The following is a 23752-nucleotide window of genomic DNA, read 5'->3' on the forward strand; positions in this document are numbered from 1 at the left end:
AGACGAGTCATTAGACATCTCTATTTCTTTTATATGCTCAACAAAATCTTATCGATTGGCACGAATAGCCGCTACTTCAGCTAAAATAGCATCAATTTGTTCTTGTTGAATAGCTACTTTATTGCGTAATTCAGCATTTTCTTCCGCTAATGCATCATTTTTCGCAGACATAGCATCGATTTTATTTTGCAATGCGTATACGGAACTAATAGGACCTTTGCGATATGTATCAGCAATAGCAGCTTCGCTATCACGAGAACCTACTTTCCAAGTTACTCCCGCATTAGCCATCAAATCATCATTACCGCCATAAGACGCACCAATGTGGAACATAGTCGATTCATTAGTGTAATGCGCCACACCTAATGCAGCAGCAGTACTACTGCGGTATACACCTACAGCAGCCATAATTTGAGTCGGCTCTAATGGATCATATTGAATTGGTTTCAATCCAGCAAGTGCAGCAGACATAGCACCTACATCTTTAATTTCACCACTTAAACGATTAATACGTTCGTTATTATTATTGACAGCTTTGTTAATATTGTTAATAGCGTTTGTATTATTTTCAATATTAACGGTATTTTTATCTACTTGCTCTAATCGTTGTTCTGCTTGCGCTGTTAAGCCCACAGTGTAATTCGTTACATTGGTAGTCGTATCAGTAGAAGCATTCACATTTACACTATTAGATCCAGCAGTTACAGTAGCACCATTGGCGTTGATAGTATAAATATCTTGCCCATTTGCACCAGTAGATTTTGTAACAGATGCAATATTAGTACCACCTACAACTTCTGTTCTAGCACTATTCATAGCATCAAATAATTGACCACCATTAACAGCATCCTTAGAACCAGATGTAACATCACCATTAGCTACGTTTGTGATTTTTGTATTACCTGCATCAATACCATTATTATCAACTTTTACGGTGTTACCAATAGTAAGAGTGTCTCCCTTAATATCTGTACCTGTAATAGTTGTAGCAGTTACGTCATCAGCCTTCACAGTAGTAGATGTTACATTTTTGAAAGTAACATTATCTTTTGTTGCCACACTAATTTTACTGCCGTCTTGTGTAATTTTAATATTGTTACCTGCATCAAATATTACAGTATCGCCAGGCTGAATATTTGTAGTCTTATTATTGATAACTTTACCACCGTCAGAAGCACTTGTATTTACATTCCAACCTTTTTGAAGATTACTAATAGCATCTGTGTTCTTTTGAATGTTATCAGTATTTGTTTTGATATCTTGTGTATTCTGTTTAATTTTAGCAGTGTTATCAGTAATAGCTTTTTCATTATCTGTTACACGAGTATCTAATGCATCAATAGCATCCTTATTAGATTGAATAGCATCTTTATTGGCTGCAATATCTTTTGTATTTTGCTCAATCTTAGATGTATTAGTATCAACTTGTGTTTTTACAGTATGTAATTGACTACCATTAATCGCATCTTTAGAAGTAGCACTAATTTCACCATCAGCTACATTAGTAATCTTAGTATCACCTGCATTAATACCATTGCTATCAATTGTTACTTTTCCACCAATCGTTGCAGTATCAGCAGTAAGATTGTTAGTTGTAACATTTTTGAAAGTTACATCATCAGCAGTGGCTACGCTAATTTCTGTACCATTTTGAGTCAATGTAATATTTTTACCTGCATCAAATTTCACAGTGTTCCCAGCTTGAACGTTAGTCTTAGCCCCATCTACCACTTTACCGGCAGATGCAGTAGATTCAATATTCCAACCTTGTTTCAAATTAGTAATATCAGCAGTGTTATTGTCAATAGCTGCTTTATTAGCTGCAATATCAGCCTTATTAGCAGCAATATCTGTCGTATTTGTTGGAACTTGTGCAATAGCCTTCTCTGCAGCATCACTTAAACTTACTGTATAAGTAGTCACATTATTAGCATCTTTAGTTCCAGCCTCTACTTTTACACTACTATTATTAGCAGCTACTACAGATGTGCCATCAGCATTAACGGTATACACAGTTTGACCATTGGATCCTGTACTAGAATCAACAGACGCAATATTCGTACCTGCTTTTACTTCTGTTTTTGCTGCTTTCACATCATTTTGAACAGTATACAATTGGCTACCATTGATTGCATCGGTAGAATTAGCACTTATATCACCAGCTACAAGTCCAGTGATTTTAGTATCACCCATATTGATACCGTTATTACTAATATTCACTTTACCGCCAATAATAGCAGTTGTAGTAGTTAAGTTATTAAATACTACATCGTCTGTTGTAGCAACACTAATCTTATTGCCCGTTTGTGTCACCTTAACGTTTTTACCGGCATCAATAGTAACAGTTTCATCTGGTTGAATGTTTTCTGTAGTAGTACCACTTACTTCACCATCAGATTTAGAGGTTGTAATATTCCAACCTTTTTTGAGTTCAGTAATATCTGCTGTATTTGTAGCTATATTTTTCGTATTCGTAGCAATATTATCTGTATTAGTTTTAATATTACCTTCGTTCGTTGTGACGCGTCCATCTAGTGCTGTAATGTCATTAGCATTCTTAGTAATATTATTTGTATTAGTTGTAATATTACCTTCATTTGTTGTTACGCGTGTATCTAATGTTGCAATATCGCTTGTATTTTTAGCAATAGCTTGTGTATTAACTGGTACTTGTGCAATGGCTGCTTCGGCAGCTGTAGTCAAACCTACTGTATAGGTCGTTACATTAGTAGCCGCGTCTGTATTAGATGCTACATTGATAGATACACTATTTGTATCTTTCTCTACTGCTGCACCTTTTGCATTAACAGTATATACTGTTTGACCATCAGCCCCTGTACTAGAATCAACAGAGGCAATATTTGTACCTGCTTTTACTTCTGTTTTTGCTGCTTTCACATCATTTTGAACAGCATACAATTGGCTACCATTGATAGCATCTGTGGAATTAGCCGTTACATCACCAGCTGCGAGTCCAGTGATTTTAGTATTCCCCATATTGATGCCATCATTATTAATTACTACTTTACCGCCAATGGTTGCCGCTGTAGATGTTACAGTATTAAATACAACATTATCTTTTGTTGCCACGCTAATGTTATTACCATTTTGCGTGATTTTAATATTATCGCCTGCATCAAATGTTACAGTTTCACCTGTTTGTACAGCTTCAACTGTAGCACCAGACACCTCACCAGTAGAAGCAGATGTCGTCACATTCCAGCCTTTTTTGAGTTCAGTAATATCTGCTGTATTTGTAGCTATATTTTTCGTATTCGTAGCAATATTATCTGTATTAGTTTTAATATTACCTTCGTTCGTTGTGACGCGTCCATCTAGTGCTGTAATGTCATTAGCATTCTTAGTAATGTTATTTGTATTAGTTGTAATATTACCTTCATTTGTTGTTACACGTGTATCTAATGCTGCAATATCGCTTGTATTTTTAGCTATATTAGTTGTGTTTGTTGCAATAGCTTGTGTATTAACTGGCACTTGTGCAATAGCAGCTTCTGCAGCTGTAGTCAAACCTACTGTATAGGTCGTTACATTGGTAGCCGCGTCTGTATTAGGTGTTACATTGATGGACGCACTATTTGTATCTTTCTCTACTGCTGTACCTTTTGCATTAACAGTATACACAGTTGGTCCATTTGCCCCAGGTGTAGCATCAACAGAGGCAATATTTGTACCTGCTACTACTTCTGTTTTTGCTGCTTTCACATCATTTTGAACAGTATACAATTGGCTACCATTGATCGCATCGGTAGAATTAGCACTTATATCACCAGCTGCAAGACTAGTAATTTTAGTGCCACCCATGTTGATACCGTTATTACTAATATTCACTTTACCGCCAATAATAGCAGTTGTAGTAGTTAAGTTATTAAATACTACATCGTCTGTTGTAGCAACACTAATTGTAGTACCGTTTTGTGTCACTTTGACGTTTTTACCAGCATCAATAGTCACTGTATCTTCTGGTTGAATGTTTTCTGTAGTAGTACCACTTACTTCACCATCAGACTTGGACGTAGTAATATTCCAACCTTTTTTCAGTTCAGTAATATCTGCTGTATTTGTGGCAATATTATCTGTATTAGTTGTAATCTTACCTTCATTTATTGTTACACGTCCATCTAATGCTGCAATATCGCTTGTATTTTTAGCAATAGCCTGTGTATTGACTGGCACTTGTGCAATGGCAGCTTCTGCAGCTGTAGTCAAACCTACTGTATAGGTCGTTACATTGGTAGCCGCGTCTGTATTAGATGCTACATTGATAGATGCACTATTTGTATCTTTCTCTACTGCTGCACCTTTTGCATTAACAGTATACACAGTTGGTCCATTTGCCCCAGGTGTAGCATCAACAGAGGCAATATTTGTACCTGCTACTACTTCTGTTTTTGCTGCTTTCACATCATTTTGAACAGCATACAATTGGCTACCATTGATCGCATCGGTAGAATTAGCACTTATATCACCAGCTGCAAGACTAGTAATTTTAGTGCCACCCATATTAATGCCAGTATTGTTGATCGCTACTTTACTGCCAATGGTTGCCGCTGTAGATGTTACAGTATTAAATACAACATTATCTTTTGTTGCAACGCTAATATTATTACCATTTTGCGTGATTTTAATATTATCGCCTGCATCAAATGTTACAGTTTCACCTGTTTGTACAGCTTCAACTGTAGTACCAGACACTTCACCAGTAGAAGCAGATGTCGTCACATTCCAGCCTTTTTTCAGTTCAGTAATATCTGCTGTATTTGTTGCAATATTGCCTTCGTTTGTTGTTACGCGTCCATCTAACGCTGCAATATCGCTTGTATTTTTAACTATATTAGTTTTGTTTGTGGCAATATTTGCAGTATTGGTAGCAACTTGTGTTTTTGTTTCATCTACGATTTTATTAGTAGCATATAATTGACTACCGTTGATAGCATCAGTAGATGTAGCTGTAATTTGACCAGCTGCTACATTGATAATTTGACGTTCTTTACCTTCAGCACCAACACTAACAACGCTAAACGGACTAGGTCCTGCAAATGTACCAAACTCTGTATTACCAACTGTTGCTTTAGAAGTTCCCACAGCAGCACGATCAGTAGACTCTACACCTAATACTACAGAATTATTAATTGTAGCCGTTGCGGATGTACCAAGAGCTACCGAATTGTTGCCAGTAACATTAGATTTATAACCTACTGCAATAGCTTGTGTACCTTGCGCTTTTGACTCGTTACCGATAGATACTGAACTTACGCCAATAGCTTTAGCAGTATTACCCATTGCATAAGAGGATGTGCCACTAGACTCTGCCCCTTGACCGATTGCAACAGAAGAAGCACCACTAGCAGTAGCACGTGGGCCAAATGCGGACGCACTAGATCCCGTCGCCGAAGAAGATTTACCTATAGCGATAGTACTTGTACTGCTAGATACTGATCCATTGCCTATAGCAATACTATCCGTATCACTTGCATTAGCAGTAGTACCTAAAGCAAGAGAAGAACTACCACTGGCTTCTGATTTATAACCCATAGCTGTGGCACTATTAGCAGTTGCCTTTGCTGTATTACCAATAGCAATTGTTTGAGCATCTGTAGCTTCTGCATTAATACCACCGGCAAAAGCAGATTGTTTCGTAGCTTTCGCATCTCTACCAATAGCAACAGTGGAGCTTTCACTAGCAATAGCACCAGAACCTATAGCAGTTGAATATGCTTTACTTGCCTCTGCATTCTCGCCGATAGCAATGGCCCGTTGTTCAGTCGCTTTCGCAGTAACACCTAGAGCCACTGTATTAACCCTTGTCGCTTCTGCGCCATTACCTAACGCAACGGCATTTGCACCTTGACCTTTTGCAGCATTACCAATAGCAACTGCATCTGAACCTGAGCCTACGGAGTTCATCCCCATAGAGATAACACGTGCACCACTGGCATTGCTTAACGTTCCTAATGCTACAGAATTGAGTCCAGTTGCTTGAGCATTTCTACCTGCTGCAATAGTACCCTCTGCACTGGCAACGCTACTAAGACCTGTAGCAATGGCATATTTACCAGAAGCATTAGCTGCACTGCCCACAGCTACGGATGACTCACCTGTGGCTTGAGCACCAGAACTAGCAGCAAAAGAGTCTGCTCCAGAAGCATTCGCGGATTTACCTACAGCAGTAGCAGAAGCACCTGTAGCTTGAGCCTGATACCCAGCAGCAAACACCTTTTCCGCTGCGGCTTGGGCTTGGTACCCCATAGCTATACTTTCCGTCCCAGTAGCGCTACTTTGATATCCCATAACAATACTATAGTCACCACTAACATTGGACAAGGTACCAAGAGCGATGCTTGATATCCCAGAAGCAGTGGAACTTGCTGAAATAGCAACTGAGTTAAGTCCTGTGCTCTTAGACGAATTACCTAAAGCCACTCCTTTATTTTCTGCATTTGCCGAATTACCAATTGCAATACTACCGTGAGAAGTTCCATTTGCCACCGTTGCCTTAGATCCAATAGCAATGGATTGTCTTGTTGCACCCGTACTTGCACTATTACCTACAGCAATAGAGTCTGTTCCTGTAGCAGTAGCCGTATTATTATCAGAAGCTGTATACGCTCCAGCCGTAGCTGTAACACCACTCAATAATGCAGCCAATACCAATGCAGATAATGGTGTCGTTACCGAACGATACATCGTTTTTTTAGATTTCATTGATTATATATCCTTTCACACCTAAACTATATTTCTATAACATAGAGAGATTTAATTTTTATATCAATATCTTTCAATATACTACAGAAACTAATTAGCTGTAAACATTATTTTCATTATTTTTTCATTATTGCTAAATTTGCATAGTTAATAATCTTGTGCCGCCTCTATCTCTTACCTAGAAGTAACCCCTATGTTATATAAAACATAGGATATTTATCATAATAGCCCTAAAAACCATACCAATTGATTCATAAGTACTACCTATATAAAAAGCATAGAAGATATTATCACTCACCTTCTATGCTTTATAAAATAACATATTAACTTGTACGATTTGCCCGTATTTCAGCTAGAATCGATTCAATTTGTTCTTCTTGACGAGCTAATTTATGTTTCATCGTATTAATTTCTACTTGCTGCTCAAATAATTTATTATGTAATTTAGCATTTTCTTCTGCTAGTTTATTATTTTGTTCTATAATAGCAGAATCTTCATTTTGCAAGGTATATATAGAACTGATAGGTCCTTTACGATATCTATCTTGTATAGAAGTTTCACTAGCACGATTCCCTAATTTCCAAGTTACACCAACATTGGCCATCAAATCACTATTACCACTATAAGATGCTCCCATGTGAAGCATAGTAGATTCATTTTTAAAATGTGCTACCCCTAATGCCATAGCAGTATTACTACGATACGAACCAATAGAAGCCATGATTTGAGTTGGTTCCAACGGATCATATTGAATCGGTTTCAGCCCAGAAAGAGCCGCCGACATAGCACCTACATCTTTGATTTCACCACTTAATTGATTAATACGCTCATTATGATTATTAATGATATTTGTATTATGTTGAATATTAATAGTGTTTTTATCTACTTGCTCTAAGCGTTGCTCCGCTTGCGGCGTTAAACCTACTGTATAATTTGTTATATTTGTAGTCATATCAGTAGAGGGTGTTACATTTACACTACGAGAACCAGCGGTTACAGAAGCGCCATTAGCATTAATAATATAACTATCTTGTCCATTAGCACCTACCGACTTCGTAACAGACACAATATTAGTGCCGCCCTCTACTTTCGTCGTTCTAGCACTGCTCATAGCATGGTTCATAGCACTATATAATTGGCTACCATTAATAGCATCTGTAGAGTCACTAGATATTTTACCAGGAGCAACATTGATAATCTGCCGCTCACGATTTTCTGCACCAACGCTGACTACACCAACAACAGTTTTTCCACCAGCAAAATTACTAAACGTCACACCATCAATATGTGCACTTAATTCTTTTGTAAAAGCTCTATCAGCAGAATTAGCACCTAGTACAACAGCACTATCCTGAGTTGATATAATCTGACTGCCCATCACATATGTATCTGTTCCTACAATATGATTATGATTACCAATGGCACCATTATTCTTTCCAGAGTTTACATATTGACCAAGCCTATTGCCAGTCCCTATAGCTAACGATCCAGAATCATTCGCATCCCACACGTAATTATTATCACCAATAGCAATCCCTTTTTTTGTCTGTACCGAATTAACCGTACCAATTGCAATAGCGTCTTCACCTCCACTAGCAATCTGAGAATTTTTGCCTATCAATATAGCCCTCTCAGTAGAGGCCCCCGAGCTATTACCAATCACTATGGAGTCTTCCCCAAATGCGTTATTCAAATTACCTACGGCAATGGAACCACGTCCATTAGCAATTCCCCTACCTAAAGCCAAAGAGTCAGCCCCATTTGCCTGTGCACTATTCCCAAAGGCAGACGCTGCAAATCCTGTTGCTTTTGCGGCTACTCCTACAGCCGTAGCGCCCTCCCCCGACGACTTCGTAGCCCTTCCAATAGCCAAAGAAGAAAACTCTGTTGCATCTGACTCAACCCCTATAGCAATGGCATGTGAAGCTGATGCTACGCTTTCCTTACCAAGGGCGATGGATCCATAATGAGCACTAGATTTTGTACCGATAGCTACCCCCTCATCTTTAGATTCAATATCTGTACCAATGGCAATACCCCGTTCACCTTTAGTTACCGCTTTAGTTCCAATGGCAATCGCATTTTCACGACCACCAGACAACGCCTCAGTGCCAATAGCAATATTATTCTCACCTGTAGATACAGCTGATTTACCTATCGAAAAAGATTGACGCCCTTCAGCTACCGCTTCAACACCAATAGCCGTAGCTAAATAGTGATTAGCCTTAGCATTAACGCCTATAGCCATACTAGACTGTCTATTAGCTACAGCACCAGATCCTGCGGCAAAGGTGTAACGCTCCTCCGCTTTTGTATTAAAACCCATCGCAATAGAACCAGTTCCATTTGCCGATGTACGACTACCAATAGCAATAGCACCGTCTGTGTGATAGTCCTTCGTTGTTGTATTCAAACCTATAGCAATAGAAGCAGTGCCTTCTGCCGATGTACGACTACCAATAGCAATAGAACTATCTCTTGCCACAGCTGTATTATCAATAGATGCAGTATATCCAGCGGCTGAAACTGAATAACTCACTAATGTAGCAACAATCAATCCCCCTAAAGAAATGACCACCGTTCGACACATATGTTTTTTAAGATTCATTTATACGCTCCTATCTAACTATATCTCTCAACACTAAATATATAAGTAATCAACACCTCAATTGTATGCCAAATAAGTAGTATTTTCTATCATATAAAAGATATAATAGCATAGATAAGACTAAATCCCCTCATCATCTTTTCATCGTTGCTAAATTTGCATAGTTATAGCTAATTCTTTGGCTCGTTGAATCACTTTCACAAATGCAGGCGGTATCATATGCGGCAGTGTATGGTGAGAGATTCTACGGCCTACAATGACGCCTTTGTTACTATAAAACCAAGAGAAGTAATAAATTAATAATGTTTCTATGTCCTTGGCTTTAATGTTTTTCAATCGGCGAGGGACGATTTGTTGTCGTTGTAGTCCCAGCTTCGCTACCCCTCGACGTACCATATCTTTCGTCACCATGCCCCGGCCTTGGTCAGTCATATCGCTAATCATTGCATCAAGGGCCGATCTATGCCCATGATGAATCATATGGGCCACTACATCCATTTCAAAACATATTTCATCCGTATAGAATACATTTGGATGAGCCTTACTATGTTTGCTCAACATATCTCTATCATAGAGGGCTACTGTAGGAATACCAAAACGTTTAAATAATTTGTGCAATTTACTAATAGATGATTCGCCACGGGCATTCATGAGACAAATGCCAAAATAATCAAAATCTATATGCAGCTTGCTAGCAAAACCGGAGAAAGAACCGTATTCTGTTTCACCTTCTACAAGAATGATACACCGCGCATATAGCGCCTCTTTTGCTTCAGGAAAATGCATAATCAAATGCTTTTCAACTTCTTGAGGGAATTTAAAGTTAACACCACAAGCAGCTTGTACTACAGCTTGCTCATCTTTATACAGGCGAATAATATATCGGTAATCATCTACGAGAGAATCAGTACTGTGAGTAACGATAAACACTTGTCCTAATAACCCATCTATATTAAATAAGGTTTTCAACAACCTTATAAATTCCGGAATTTCATTCGTTACTACTTGACGGTAATAATTCAGTAAGGCTCTTTGCAAATAAGGGCTTAGGTGCAATTCTGGCTCATCAATACTAATAAATAATGGCAATAATCGTCGCCCTGACTCATCATACACAACAAGTGACTCCAAGGGAGTTGATGCACTGTTGACCTTCATATAGATTTGAGCCAATATTTTTAAAGCTACCGCCATAATAAGGCGCACATTATGAACAGAATATTTATCTGCTAGGGCTGTATGGTTAGAAGTTCCTAAAATTTCAATTAAATGCCGTATATTGAGGATACATTTAGGATCTAAATTTCCCTTTAGGCCTCTTATATTTCTCTGCGCTATATCAGCCTGAATGGATATGCCAAATGTAGGCAAACATTGTTCTAATTGATTTCCCAGTTCACTATATACGGTCGATGGTATAGTATATAGTTCCCCTTCTGCCGTATCCTTATGATACAAATATAGAGCATGACGTAACATGGATAACAACATAGGTTTCATAGATTTATTAGTTATTTTATAGACGCGAGGAAATACTTCTTCCACTAATTGTTCTATTTGAATCGTAATTGTATTTCCTTCATCTAATAGTCCTTCAAAGGCTGGCGCTATCTCTGTAAACGACAGACGTGCCTGTACGCGAATAGGCTTATTGACAGACGTAAAATCACTTTCAGCAAAGCCTTTGGCATTCATTATCGTTTCTAGCAAGGATAAAAAGTTAGATTTACCTACAGAGTTTTCACCTACAAAATAATTCATATCTTTGTGAAAATGTAATTCCAAATCGGATAAATTCCGATAATTCTCTATATGCATCCACTCTATAAACATAGCAACCTCCTCATTAAAGGATATATGTACCGCCTACGATTATACGATTATTATTTTACTTTATCTTCTATCACTTTTCCTTCGCCCACAGGTCCAGATTGTTCTTTTAGTCGTGCCAGCATAACAGAGGCTACGAACATGGCAATACCGGCCAGAATCGTCTCTATAGACAAGTTTTCACCGAAGAAAAGGAATCCATAGAAGGAACTCACGAAAACCCCGATATATTGTAAAAATTGAGCTACTACGGCATTCGTAGTGACGAAAGCGCCAGTCAAGAAGAATTGTGCCACTACTGTAATAGCACCGATGGCAAAAATGATGAGCCACTGTTTCCCTTGAGGCATAACAAATCCATCGGTCGTTACAAGGCCTGCAATCATTCCTGTAATGAGGAAATAAGCCATAATTTCAAAATTACTGTGATTGCCGCGTTTGCTGATGGTCCGAATCGTCGTATACGCCGCTGCCGACAAGGCTGCCCCTAACAAAGCTACCAAGGCGTACCACGAGAAGGAGTCAAAATTAAAAGGATTAACCATGACCATAACGGCTGCAAAAATAAGGAGCAACCATTTACCTGCCCCTTTGGGCACTGATTCTTTTAAAAATAGTGCACTAAAAATAAATACGAAAATCCCTGATGTTTGGAATAGGATTGTGGCGTCGGACATTTTCATGTGCACTAAGGCAATGAAGTTACAAACCATACCGAGCCCGCCGTAGAGACCGCGCATCACGAGGAGTCCTCGATCTTCCTTCGAGAAGGAAATTCCTTTCACATACATGACGATAAGTACTGCTATAGTGCCGAAAAAAACGCGGAAGAAAGCGATTTCGCCGGATGGAATAGTAGAACCTAACATTTTTACAAAGAGGTTCATCGTACTCAACAGTACAGCAGATAATACTGCGTAAATGAGACCTTTCTTTACCATAGAACCTCCTATGATCTATTAATATGTAAAGATATACCGCCTTCCCGAGGAAAGGCGGTACTTTAACTACTTAGAAAATGTATCTACAAAATCTAGAATTTCTTGTTTCATATGTTCTTTATCGATAGCTTTTGTGAAACGTAATGGCTTAGATTTAAGCGCTTCTAATTGTTTAGGGAAGGCTACACCAGTAACAGCAGAGATATTATCTAGGCTATCATATGGTGTATCGCCTACTTTAATATCTAAAGCTTCACAAATAGCATTTGGGAATTTGAATGGATGAGCTGTAGCCGCAATAATCGTATGACGCGCACCATCTTCTGGATGTTTTTCCAATGTTTTCATATACGCCCCCATAGCAACTGCTGTGTGAGGATCCATTAAATACCCGTAGGAATTATAGACTTGTTCAATAATGGCTTTCGTTTCTTCGTCATCTACATAAGCGCCATCGAAATTAGCTTTTACCCGTTTGAACTCTTCATCGTTAACAGATAGTTTACCAGTAGATTTCAAATCTTTCATCCACTGTGCTGTTCGTTCACTATCTTCACCCGAAATGTAATATAAGAATCGCTCAAAATTAGAAGATTCTAGAATATCCATAGATGGCGAAATAGTCGTGTAGAACGGACGGTTCATATCATAGGTGCCAGTTTCAAAGAATTCAGTGAGCACATTATTTTGGTTCGATGCGCAAATGAGTTTGCCAATAGGAATCCCCATTTTTTTAGCGTAATAAGCCGCTAAAATATTACCGAAATTCCCTGTCGGCACTACTACGTTAAAAGCTTCATCTTCGTGAATCGCCCCTTGTGCCACCAATTCTGCATAGGCATTCACATAGTACACCACTTGCGGAGCCAACCGACCAATATTGATGGAATTGGCACTAGAGAACATAACTCCTTTTTCAGCTACTGTGTTAGCCGTGTCCGCATCAACAAATAAACGTTTTAAGAATTGTTGCGCATCGTCAAAATTACCGTGAATAGCCGTTACATTGACATTCTCCCCTTCTTGCTTTTGCATTTGTTCTGCTTGCATAGGGCTCACGCCATCAGTAGGATAGAAAATTTGAATATGCGTACCTGGCACATCTTTGAAACCTTCTAAAGCTGCTTTCCCTGTGTCCCCAGAAGTAGCTGTCAAAATGAGGACTTCTTTCGTTTCCCCTTCTGCTTCTTTCGCTGCCACTAATAAATATGGGAACAACGACAATGCCATATCTTTAAAAGCTTGCGTACGTCCGTGGAATAATTCTAATACAGATACTTTTTCTAATAAAGAATGGATTGGCGCAATATCACGAGTGCTAAAGTTCGCATCGCTATAGGCTGAATTGATCATTTCTTTTAAATGAGCTTCCGAAAAGCATGGAAACAATTTCGCCAATACTACAGCTGCCACTTCTTGGTAATTTTTATCTTTCACATCTGCATAGGTTAAACAATTGCTTGGAAATAAAGCAGGTACATATAGTCCCCCATCTTCTGCTAAACCATGCAACAATGCATACGTTTCGTTTACGGCAACAGTGCCACGAGTACTTGTATAATTCATGAACAACCTCTTACTACTAACCTCTATAGAATCTAATATCCTTTATTATAGCATAAAAACGCCCTCGAAAGGGCGTTTTCTATAGATTTTTACATTTTATATTGTCAATTCTATCGTCAATCCATGAGAGTCCCTAGAAATAGCTTATAATTCATCTTCTGCTATAGCATCTAATGTATCGAGAGACGGAATAAAGAACAATTGACCAGTGATTGGTTTTGAATAATCTAGTAGTTTATCATTACCTTCAAACATATTAGTAAGCATCGTTTTCGTTACATCCCAGTAGCGGGCATAACCGATAAAATAGGTGCCACGAATGCCTTTACCTGGTTCTGCAAAAGGTACATTCATGCGAACGATTTTATGCTCCACCCCATCGCGATTATCTTGCGCTAAAATATTGTGTGCTGCAGGATCTTTTTCATCATCTTCTAGTTCAATATCGCTGAATTTGCGGCGACCGATGAATTTTTCTTGCATTTCTGTAGGTAATGCGCGCCACGCATCTAAATCATGTTCATATTTTTGAGCAAATGCATAAGAACCATTGATAAAATCAGGATCTTCTTCGCCAATAACGCCCCATTCCACAGCTTCTTCGTCAACAGGATTTTCCGTACCATCGATAAAATCAATGATAGCTCGCCCTTGTTCATAATGGAAGCCATGAGTTTCGTCTACTACAGTTGTAATAGGACGCAAAAAGCCCATGATTTGATCGACCACTGTATAGGTGACAGATTCATCATTAGAGCGAACGTGAAGGAAAATATCCGCTGCTACAGCTGGTACATCTTGTTTATCCCCTTTAATACCAGTGAAGTCTTCTAACTCTTTTGGTACTTTTGCACCGGGGAATAAATAGTCCCAAGCGTTACGGCTAAAGCCCATAGCAATGCCAAGGCTTGCACCATTGGAACGAATCGTTACCGATCGTTTGATTGCTTGGATGCGATCAGCCATATCTTGAATAACTTCTTTTTCAGCACCTTGATCTTTGCGATTCAATAAAAGTGTTGTAAAATTAACACTTTTCCCTGCATCTTTGTAAATATCTTGAGTTCTAAACTTATCTACACCCATACAAACCTCCTATACACATATATACGTTTTTATTCTGTAAGCTCTCCATGCTTAGCACGAGCTAAATCGTTGTCTCTTATATTAGCCACCAATGCGCCACATAGGCCGTTCTGGTTGATCCATATCGATTCCGTCATGCTCTTGTTTTTTTAATTGCACGGTCAATTCAATATGACGTACCAATTCATCTACAGTTATACCATTACGGACAAGATTAATCAAATTCGATTCATCATCGCGTAATAAGCAAAGCCGCATATGACCATCAGAAGTCAACCGTAATCGATTACATGTATCACAATAATTATGAGACATAGAAAAAATAAAGCCAATATCTTTTCCACTTGGCAACCGATAATAGGTAGCAGGACCAAATCCATACACATGATCTACGGATTGCAACGGTTCTCCACAGACGCGTTCTAATTGAGCGCGCCATTCATCAAAGGTAGGACCATGAAAAGCATCACCTTGGAATGGCATATATTCAATAAAACGCCATATAACAGCCCATGCATCAATATATTCAAACAAAGTTCGGACTTCTTCGTCCGACCAATATCTCGATAACACAGTATTAATTTTTACTTGTTTAAATCCCGCCGCTAAGGACGCCTCTATACCGCGCAATACAGAGTTCAACTGGTTAGGCTTACCCACGCAAACATCAAACATATCAGGATCGATAGAGTCTAAACTAATATTTACCCGATTAAGTCCTAACTGCTGCAATGTCTTCGCTCTATCGCCTAAATAACTACCATTGGTAGTCATAGAAATATCTTCAAACCACTGCGTTTCATTAATTCTCTGCAACAATTCATCCAAATGAGGATACAAAAGCGGCTCCCCACCTGTTAAGCGCACTGCTTTCACACCTAATCGGTGAAAAGCTTCTAATATAATCATCCACTCATGGGGATGTAATAAATGAATTTGACTGCTTGGCGTAATTTCTTGGGGTCTGCAATAGGGACAACAAAAATTACACGCATCTGTCAACGATATGCGCACATATTCAATGGTGCGCCCCCAGGAATCACGCATAATCAACCTCGTCTATTCATGATAGTAATTAAGGAATAAGTTGGACTTCATCACCGACGCGAATCGTCCCATTGTGTAACACCTTTGCAAATATACCTTGGGTAGGCATAATACAGGAGCCCACTTGTTGCATGATGGCACAACCTTGATGACATTCTTTGCCAATCTGCGTAATTTCTAATATTGCTTCGTCTCCGATTTTGACTTTTGTTCCTACCGGAATCTCGTAAAGCACTAGTCCTTCGACAGTAATATTTTCCGCAAAATCGCCTGGCTTTACATCTGCCCCTTGAGCTTTCATATGTTCAATACTAGCAATACCGAGCAAACTGATTTGTCGATGCCAATTACCTGCATGAGCATCGCCTTCCATACCGTGATCTACAATTAAATTTGCAGACTCTATATTATATTTCTTCTGACCTTTTTTTTCACTTTTAGAGATAGCAATAATCTTTCCGTTAGTCATTATATTGGCTCCTTCTTATGAAAGCATGATTAAGATAGTAAAGGATATTCACATATTCTATATCTTATACTATGACCATGTCTTGGATATATGATTAAACTCACACTCTTACTACATAGTAACTATACGATTAAGGTCTATCAACGTACACGATAAACAGATACTATTACAAATTTATACAGTCATTTATATTCATTATACCATAGAAATTTCACAAAATTTGTATAAATAAAAGAGAAAGAACTCCTTTTATCAAAAGGGAGTTCTTTCTCTTTTATAAATATAATCGATTTTCAGTATATTTTTAATTACTCTTACTCATCTTAACGACGACCCATCGCTTCTAATTCATCACCTTTATTAAGGCCGTTGAAAAGAAGGTTCAAGAAGATAGCCATTACACTACCAAAGGTAATGCCAGATTTAAGCAAGATTTGCGCCCACGCTGGAAATTGCGCGTAGAATCCTGGCGATGCCAATGGAATCATAGATACGCCAATACTAATAGCTACGAGCATAAGATTATGATTCCCGTCAAAAGAGACCTTACCTAATGATCGAATACCACTGGCAATAATCATACCAAACATAGCAATACCAGCACCACCTAATACGGAATTAGGAATACACGCTACAATAGCCGCTAATTTAGGAAATAAACCAAGGAAAATCAAGATAACACCGGATGCAGCAACTACGAAACGGCTCTTAATTCTCGTTACTGCAATGAGGCCCACGTTTTGGGCAAATGCAGTATAAGGGAAGCTATTCAAAATACCACCAATCACTGTAGATAGACCGTCAGCACGGATAATAGCAGCCAATTCTTTGCGGCCAATTTTTTTATCTACTAATTCACCAATAGCAATACTGTCACCAGTCGTTTCGACCATAACAACGAGCATTACGATGATCATAGCAAATACGGAGGCTAAGTCGAAAGTTGGTAAGCCAAAGTAAAACGGTTCAATGACAGACACCCATTGTGCTCTACCTACTTCATCGAAATTCGTTACCCCTAAGGCCATAGCAATAATAGTGCCCCCAATCAAACCGATGAGGACCGCTAAGTTACTAGCAAAGCCTTTGGCAAAGCGGTACGTAAAGACAACGATAAGGAAGGTAATAAAACCTAAGCCAATATTCGTAAAGCTCCCAAAATCAGGACTACCGGCGCCGCCCCCCATCCAACGTACGGCAACAGGCATAAGATTAATACCGATAATCGTAATAATCGTACCTGTTACAACTGGTGGGAACAACTGAATCAAACGGCTAAAAAATGGGGCTACGAGGAACGTAAATAAGCCCGCCACAATGATGGCACCGTAAATAGCAGTCATCCCATGTTGTGCACCAATCATCGCCATAGGTCCTACAGCAGCGAAGGTAACACCTTGAATCATAGGAATACGACCACCAATATTACCAAACCCAATAGTTTGGATCAAAGTGGCAATACCACATGTAAATAAATCAGCCGTAATGAGACGGATTAAGTCTTCTACAGGCAAGTTCATAGCTTGTGCAATAATAATTGGCACCGCTACAGCTCCGGCGTACATAGCCAACACATGTTGCAAGCCATAAGCAAACAGCTTAGACACGGGTAACATACTATCAACGGTATTCTGTTGTTCTGTCATGATACACTCCTACACTAAATTCACAAACATTACCGTTTTATTTTATCTTATTGTTCGGATTTTTACAACACATATTTCTATATTCCTATAAAATTATATAAAATTTCCTACTCTTATCGTCTAACGTGCTCATGAATAAAGTGTCACCTGTGAATTATTGTCATAATCCGTATAATACAAATTATCCTTTATACAGATTTACAATTTGTCTTTCTCGCTCATCTAAATCGGCTTCTACACGATCCATATAGGCCGTCATATCCGCTACTAACGCACTATCTTTGATGCCCGACAAATTAATCCGAACATTTAAAAATGCTGATTTTACAGCAGCTCGTGCATTAATAGCAGCAATAACACCATCTGTTACGAGGTTCGTATTGCCTTTTGTCACTACTGCATGAGCAAGATCAAAAATTTCATAACTTAGTTTACCGATTTCTAATGGCACATTAGCAGCATCTTTATAAGCCGCTTGCAATGCTTCTGTACGCTTCGCTTTCTTTTCATCTGTTTCTTTTGGTAATCCTAAAGCACTCATAAAGGTACTAAAAACTTGCATATCCGCTTCTGCTAAATCAAGCGCTTTGTTGCGAATGACTTCAGCTTGTTGCTGAATAGTTTTCATTTCTTCTTGTACAGATTCGTATCCTTTTTTATCAATCGTTAAATTAGCTACCATTTCAGCTAACGCTGCACCTGTGGCAGCAGTAAAGGCTGCAATAGCCCCACCTCCTGGGGTTGGTTCTTTCGACGCCGTTGCCTCTACAAAAGCAGAAACGGTTGTAAGTTTTAATTCCATGGTACACCTCTTCTATATATTTTCTATATATTCTCTATATATTCTATTTATATATACTTTATAAACAGATAGGAGCCTTGTTTCAAGGCTCCTATGTCATATTAAAATAATCCCGTAATCGTTCCGTCTGGCTTAATATCCATATTAAGCGCTGCCGGTCGTTTCGGCAAACCTGGCATAACCATAACATCACCAGTGCGGCATACGATAAAGCCTGCCCCATTGGCCACTCGAATGTCAGACACAGTAATATCAAATCCTGTTGGCGCTCCCAATAGAGCTGGATTATCGGATAAGGAATACTGAGTTTTCGCCATACATACTGGTAAATCTACTAAGCCCCAGTCTTGTAATTGTTTGATTTGCTTTTTAGCTTTATCTGTAAAGATAACACCGTTACCGCCATAAATGGTGCGCACAATTTTATTGACCTTCTCTTCAATACTATCGGATAGGTCATAGACAAAGTTAGCTTTCGGTTCGCTATCTTCGATCAATTCTACGACGCGATTAGCCATATCAATACCACCGTCGCCACCTTTTTCCCAGCACTCATTTAACTCTACAGGCACATTAAAGTCATTGCATAAGCGAGTTAATTCAGCAATCTCCGCCTCTGTATCAGAAGCAAATTTGTTAATAGCCACCATAACTGGCACATGGAAGAATCGCATATTTTCAATAGCTTTTCTCAAATTGCTAAAGCCTTTTGTAATAGCCTCAATATTTTCTGTATTCAATTCAGTTTTCGGAACACCACCATGCATTTTTAAAGCCCGCAATGTAGCAACGATGACAATGGCATGAGGGAATATATCGCCATACCGACATTTTATGTCGATAAATTTTTCTGCCCCTAAATCAGCACCAAAGCCTGCTTCCGTAACGACGATGTCCCCTAATTTTAAGCCTAATTTAGTAGCTACAATAGAGTTACAACCGTGAGCAATATTCGCAAACGGACCACCATGAACGATAGCTGGCGTATGTTCTAATGTTTGTACAAAATTTGGTTTAATGGCATCTTTCATGAGAAGCGCCATCGCCCCTTCACAACCAAGTTGGTGTACATACACTGGTTCACCTTGTAAATTAGGACCGATAACGATACGACCAAAACGAGATTTCAAATCATCTAAATCTTTCGCTAAACATAGAATTGCCATAATTTCAGAGGCAACAGTAATCATAAAATGATCTTCTCGAGGAAACCCGCAGACTTTTCCTCCTAAACCAACTGTCACATTACGAAGAGCACGATCATTCATATCAAGTACGCGGGTCCAAGAAATTTGGCGCAAATCAATACCTAATTCATTACCTTGATGGATGTGATTATCAATCATAGCGGACAATAAATTGTTCGCTGCTGTAATGGCATGCATATCGCCGGTAAAGTGAAGGTTAATATCATCCATTGGCACTACTTGCGCGTAACCGCCGCCAGCAGCGCCGCCTTTAATACCGAAAACAGGGCCCAAGGATGGTTCGCGCAAGGCAGCAATAGCATTTCTACCAATTTTATTTAAAGCCTGCACTAAACCAATAGTAGTCGTAGACTTCCCCTCCCCTGCTGGCGTCGGTGTAATAGCCGTAACAAGGACGAGCTTGCCATCAGGATTAGCTTGGACGCGTTGAATGGCATCAAAAGAAATTTTCGCCTTATAGTGACCATATTGTTCAATATCATCAGGAGTTAATCCACATTTTTCAGCAATAACCTGAATTTTCTGCATTTCATTTTGTTGGGCAATTTCAATATCGCTTAACATACGTCCTCCTATACCATGCTGTCATTATCCACTGTAACTGTCTACTGTAGATGTATATTTGTACACCTATGATTATTTAATTATATGTGAAAGTTCGCCATATGTCTAATGTTTTCTATATATAAGTTTCCTCTATAACTTGTTCTGAACTACTTATAAATTTGTATATAAAAAACCGCCACATATGTGGCGGTTGAGTATGACTTACCGATATTAAATTGATTAAGGGTTGAATGGGAATAGAATTGGTAACAAGATCAAAGATACGATAGCAGATACAATAATCAAAGGTACCCCTGCTTTCACGAAATCTTTGAAGCTATAACCAGCTACGTTATAAACCATTGTGTTCGCCGGCATACCAATTGGTGTTGCATATGCAAGAGAACTGGAAATAACAATGGCTACAAGAATAGCACGTGGATCGTAACCAAGTGTAGACGCCAATGTTAAACCAATTGGTGCTAACAATGCAACGTCTGCTGTATTGGACATGAAGTTTGTCATAAATACAGACAACCAGAACAATACGAGAAGCAATACGAACGGATTTGGCGTATCACCAAGACCTTTAACGATAAGATCTGCAATATATGCACCTGTACCGGATTTTACCATTGCTGTACCGAGAGCCAAGGAACCAGCAAACAATAAAATCGTTTTCATATCGATAGATTTTACAGCTGCTGTTTCACTAATAACGCCAGTAGCTACAAGAACCAAAGCGCCAACCCAGGCACTAACGGCTAAGGAAACGCCGATTTGTTTTTCAAAAATCATAGCTAAAATAGTAAGAATTAATACTAAACCAGCTGTCCATTTTTTCCAAACAGGCACATTGCTATAATCATCATTTTCACTATAACTAGCATCTGGTGTGCGACTTGGTTTTTCTGGTAAGAAACGTTTACCAATAAATGCGTAGAAAATCGTACCAATAATAAGCATTGGCAAACCTACTAAGCCATAATCAAAGAAACCAAAGGATCCCAAACCAGCATTTTGCAAGTTGGAGTTTGCAATCATATTGCCTGGAGAACCAATCATGGAGATATTGCCACCCATAGCAGCAGCAAAGACGATTGGCATCAATAATCTAGTAGAATTAAAACCACCTTTTTTCGCAATCCCCATAACTACAGGAATCATTACGGCTGCCGTACCAGTATTAGACAAGAAACCTGACATAATACCAGTAAGCATCATAACGGAAATAATAAGGATAGTTTCATTTTTAGCAAACTTAGTTACTACATTACCAACAGCAACAGCTACCCCTGTTTCGAAGAAAGCTGCACCGATGATAAACATTGCCATAAATAAAATAACATTCGAATCAACGAAACCTGCGAAGGCTTCTTTTGCAGTCAATACACCAGCAAGGTGTAAACCTACAGCAGTAATCATTGCTGTAACAGACAATGGGAGTTTCTCCATTGCAAACATTACGATTGCAAACACGAGGAACCCCAATGTGACCATAATACTATAATCCATGAGAACATTCCTTTCATGGCAGTCATACCCCAATAGTATATACAAGAATGATTGCTTATGTAAAGTTTTTATATATACTTAATGCTCATTTATAAAAACTATTTAATAAAGCTTACATGCTTGTAGATTTCTTCTAATACTTCTTCTTTTTTAGCATTATATTCTACTTTTTTATTTTCAAAGTAATTATCTCCTTTCGCATCAATAGATACGATAAGAGGACCAAATTCTTTGACTCTGCAAGTCCATAATGCTTCAGGCATACCTAATTCACGCCAGTTAGCAGATTCAATTTCTTCTACCTCTGTAGCTGCTAATACAGCATTCCCTGCAGGGAATACGCAGTGAAGAGCACCAAACTCTTTACAAGCACGCGCCGTTTCAGAACCCATGCCGCCTTTGCCGACAATCAAACGCACCCCCGTTTGTTTAACAAATTCGTATTCGAATTTTTCCATCCTCATCGATGTGGTAGGCCCTACAGAAATCATTTCAAATGTATCATCTCCATGGTCGCGCACGATAGGACCAGCATGAAGGATAGCACCATCACGAACGTCAACAGGCAATTCACGTCCGTATTCAACGAGACGACGATGAGCTACATCACGGCACGTCGTAATATGTCCATTTAAATAGATAATATCGCCTGCTTTAATATTCTCAAGGTCAGATGCCTGAATTGGGGTTGTCAAAATATGCTTAGCCATTAGAATGTCACTCCTTTGTGAGAAAGAATTTCGTACTTACCATCTTTATCAAATACTACATGCCCACGGCGATGGTTCCAACAACCAACGTTAACAGCTACAGAAATAACCGATGGATGGCGCGACCCATGTTCAATATTTACACCCAGTACAGATTTGTCGCCACCCATACCTTGTGGTCCAATTTGCAACGCATTGATACCATCTTCCAATAATTGTTCCATATAGGCCGCCTTTTCATTATTCGCTTTAGACGAAACAGGTCTCATTAATGCCTTTTTAGACATCATCGCGGCTGTATCGATAGACGTGGCAATACCAACGCCGACTAACAACGGAGGACAAGCATTTAAACCATAACTCGTCATGAGATCTAGCACAAACTTAGCCACCCCTTCATAGCCTTCACCAGGCATCAATGTTTTACCAGAGCCAGGCAAGGAACAACCACCACCGGCCATATACGGAAAAATTTCTACCTTATCACTACTAGGCACAATGTCCCACGTAATATAAGGAGCTGTGCGGCCGATATTTTTTCCCGTATTAAATTCATCAAACGTTTCTACACAATTATGACGCAATGGCGCATCTTGTGTTGCTTTGAAAGTAGCGTCTCGAAGGATCTCTTCTAATTCACCAATTAAAGGATAATTAGAGCCTACTTTCACCCAAAATTGTAGTACCCCTGTATCTTGGCACGATGGACGATTTAATTCAAACGCCAAGTCTTGATTGGTTTTCATCGTTTCATAAATTGTTTTTGCCAATGGATTTTTTTCGTCTGCTGCTAATTCTTGAATTTTTGTTTCTACATCATCTGGTAGTTTCTTTGCAATATGAGCAATAAATTCTGCCATGACTCTTGTCATCTCTTGTACTTGTTGTTCTTTTGTACTCATCATAAACCTCCATATTGAAACTTTGTCTATCATGTATGATTGCACTCTATGATATAACTGCATGATATATGTTTTCTATACTTCCATTCTACTGATTCTAAGAGATAGAACTATCCTTCTAAGCATATCCTTTTTCGCCCTCTGAAAGTTGC

The 23752-nt window shown here is 38.9% G+C and carries 14 protein-coding genes; all 14 read right to left on the minus strand.

From position 1 onward, the window contains the following. Positions 1-48 precede the first annotated feature (48 nt). Positions 49-6723, minus strand: coding sequence for a YadA-like family protein (locus NFR29_RS00700; protein ID WP_251421717.1), 6675 nt, complete (start codon positions 6721-6723; stop codon positions 49-51). A gap of 323 nt (positions 6724-7046) precedes the next feature. Next, positions 7047-9332: a YadA-like family protein gene (locus NFR29_RS00705; RefSeq protein WP_251421720.1), complete on the minus strand. Its 2286-nt coding sequence runs from the start codon at positions 9330-9332 to the stop codon at positions 7047-7049. A gap of 150 nt (positions 9333-9482) precedes the next feature. Then, the gene (locus tag NFR29_RS00710) at positions 9483-11165 is read right to left on the minus strand and encodes an ATP-dependent nuclease (RefSeq protein ID WP_251421724.1); all 1683 of its coding nucleotides are present in this window, start codon (positions 11163-11165) and stop codon (positions 9483-9485) included. Between the two features lie 50 nt (positions 11166-11215). Continuing rightward, on the minus strand, positions 11216-12103 hold the full coding sequence (locus NFR29_RS00715; RefSeq protein ID WP_251421727.1) for a DMT family transporter: 888 nt from the start codon (positions 12101-12103) through the stop codon (positions 11216-11218). A gap of 66 nt (positions 12104-12169) precedes the next feature. Further along, positions 12170-13669 carry a threonine synthase gene (gene thrC / locus NFR29_RS00720; RefSeq protein WP_251421730.1) on the minus strand — a complete coding sequence of 500 codons (1500 nt, stop codon included), beginning with the start codon at positions 13667-13669 and terminating at the stop codon, positions 12170-12172. Between the two features lie 144 nt (positions 13670-13813). Beyond that, positions 13814-14755: a Dyp-type peroxidase gene (locus NFR29_RS00725; protein ID WP_251421733.1), complete on the minus strand. Its 942-nt coding sequence runs from the start codon at positions 14753-14755 to the stop codon at positions 13814-13816. An 81-nt stretch (positions 14756-14836) separates the two neighbouring features. After that, positions 14837-15802, minus strand: a complete 966-nt coding sequence (gene moaA, locus NFR29_RS00730; RefSeq protein ID WP_251421736.1) for a GTP 3',8-cyclase MoaA — start codon at positions 15800-15802, stop codon at positions 14837-14839. Positions 15803-15830: 28 nt separating this feature from the next. Further along, positions 15831-16271 carry an MOSC domain-containing protein gene (locus tag NFR29_RS00735; RefSeq protein WP_251421739.1) on the minus strand — a complete coding sequence of 147 codons (441 nt, stop codon included), beginning with the start codon at positions 16269-16271 and terminating at the stop codon, positions 15831-15833. A gap of 323 nt (positions 16272-16594) precedes the next feature. Continuing rightward, positions 16595-17917 (minus strand): nucleobase:cation symporter-2 family protein, encoded by a 1323-nt coding sequence (locus tag NFR29_RS00740; protein ID WP_251421743.1) that lies wholly within the window; start codon positions 17915-17917, stop codon positions 16595-16597. Positions 17918-18098: 181 nt separating this feature from the next. Beyond that, complete coding sequence (locus NFR29_RS00745) at positions 18099-18719, minus strand: cyclodeaminase/cyclohydrolase family protein (RefSeq protein ID WP_251421745.1); 621 nt, start codon at positions 18717-18719, stop codon at positions 18099-18101. 101 nt (positions 18720-18820) lie between these two features. Then, positions 18821-20491 carry a formate--tetrahydrofolate ligase gene (locus tag NFR29_RS00750; RefSeq protein ID WP_251421748.1) on the minus strand — a complete coding sequence of 557 codons (1671 nt, stop codon included), beginning with the start codon at positions 20489-20491 and terminating at the stop codon, positions 18821-18823. 222 nt (positions 20492-20713) lie between these two features. After that, complete coding sequence (locus NFR29_RS00755) at positions 20714-21988, minus strand: SLC13 family permease (RefSeq protein WP_251421751.1); 1275 nt, start codon at positions 21986-21988, stop codon at positions 20714-20716. A 98-nt stretch (positions 21989-22086) separates the two neighbouring features. Then, positions 22087-22698, minus strand: a complete 612-nt coding sequence (gene ttdB, locus NFR29_RS00760) for a L(+)-tartrate dehydratase subunit beta (RefSeq protein WP_251421754.1) — start codon at positions 22696-22698, stop codon at positions 22087-22089. Next, positions 22698-23600 (minus strand): L(+)-tartrate dehydratase subunit alpha, encoded by a 903-nt coding sequence (ttdA, locus tag NFR29_RS00765; RefSeq protein ID WP_338146894.1) that lies wholly within the window; start codon positions 23598-23600, stop codon positions 22698-22700. Before ttdA ends, ttdB begins: the two co-directional genes overlap by 1 nt. Between the last annotated feature and the right edge of the window lie 152 nt (positions 23601-23752).

The sequence above is a fragment of the Veillonella agrestimuris genome, assembly GCF_943193065.1.
GTDB classification, from domain to species: Bacteria; Bacillota; Negativicutes; order Veillonellales; family Veillonellaceae; genus Veillonella; species Veillonella agrestimuris.

Bases quoted from the DNA above. Each gene is read 5' to 3' on its own strand.
- NFR29_RS00700 (WP_251421717.1), bottom strand. From the start codon at position 6,723: ATGAAATCTAAAAAAACGATGTATCGTTCGGTAACGACACCATTATCT.
- NFR29_RS00705 (WP_251421720.1), bottom strand. From the start codon at position 9,332: ATGAATCTTAAAAAACATATGTGTCGAACGGTGGTCATTTCTTTAGGG.
- NFR29_RS00710 (WP_251421724.1), bottom strand. From the start codon at position 11,165: ATGTTTATAGAGTGGATGCATATAGAGAATTATCGGAATTTATCCGAT.
- NFR29_RS00715 (WP_251421727.1), bottom strand. From the start codon at position 12,103: ATGGTAAAGAAAGGTCTCATTTACGCAGTATTATCTGCTGTACTGTTG.
- thrC (WP_251421730.1), bottom strand. From the start codon at position 13,669: ATGAATTATACAAGTACTCGTGGCACTGTTGCCGTAAACGAAACGTAT.
- NFR29_RS00725 (WP_251421733.1), bottom strand. From the start codon at position 14,755: ATGGGTGTAGATAAGTTTAGAACTCAAGATATTTACAAAGATGCAGGG.
- moaA (WP_251421736.1), bottom strand. From the start codon at position 15,802: ATGCGTGATTCCTGGGGGCGCACCATTGAATATGTGCGCATATCGTTG.
- NFR29_RS00735 (WP_251421739.1), bottom strand. From the start codon at position 16,271: ATGACTAACGGAAAGATTATTGCTATCTCTAAAAGTGAAAAAAAAGGT.
- NFR29_RS00740 (WP_251421743.1), bottom strand. From the start codon at position 17,917: ATGACAGAACAACAGAATACCGTTGATAGTATGTTACCCGTGTCTAAG.
- NFR29_RS00745 (WP_251421745.1), bottom strand. From the start codon at position 18,719: ATGGAATTAAAACTTACAACCGTTTCTGCTTTTGTAGAGGCAACGGCG.
- NFR29_RS00750 (WP_251421748.1), bottom strand. From the start codon at position 20,491: ATGTTAAGCGATATTGAAATTGCCCAACAAAATGAAATGCAGAAAATT.
- NFR29_RS00755 (WP_251421751.1), bottom strand. From the start codon at position 21,988: ATGGATTATAGTATTATGGTCACATTGGGGTTCCTCGTGTTTGCAATC.
- ttdB (WP_251421754.1), bottom strand. From the start codon at position 22,698: ATGGCTAAGCATATTTTGACAACCCCAATTCAGGCATCTGACCTTGAG.
- ttdA (WP_338146894.1), bottom strand. From the start codon at position 23,600: ATGAGTACAAAAGAACAACAAGTACAAGAGATGACAAGAGTCATGGCA.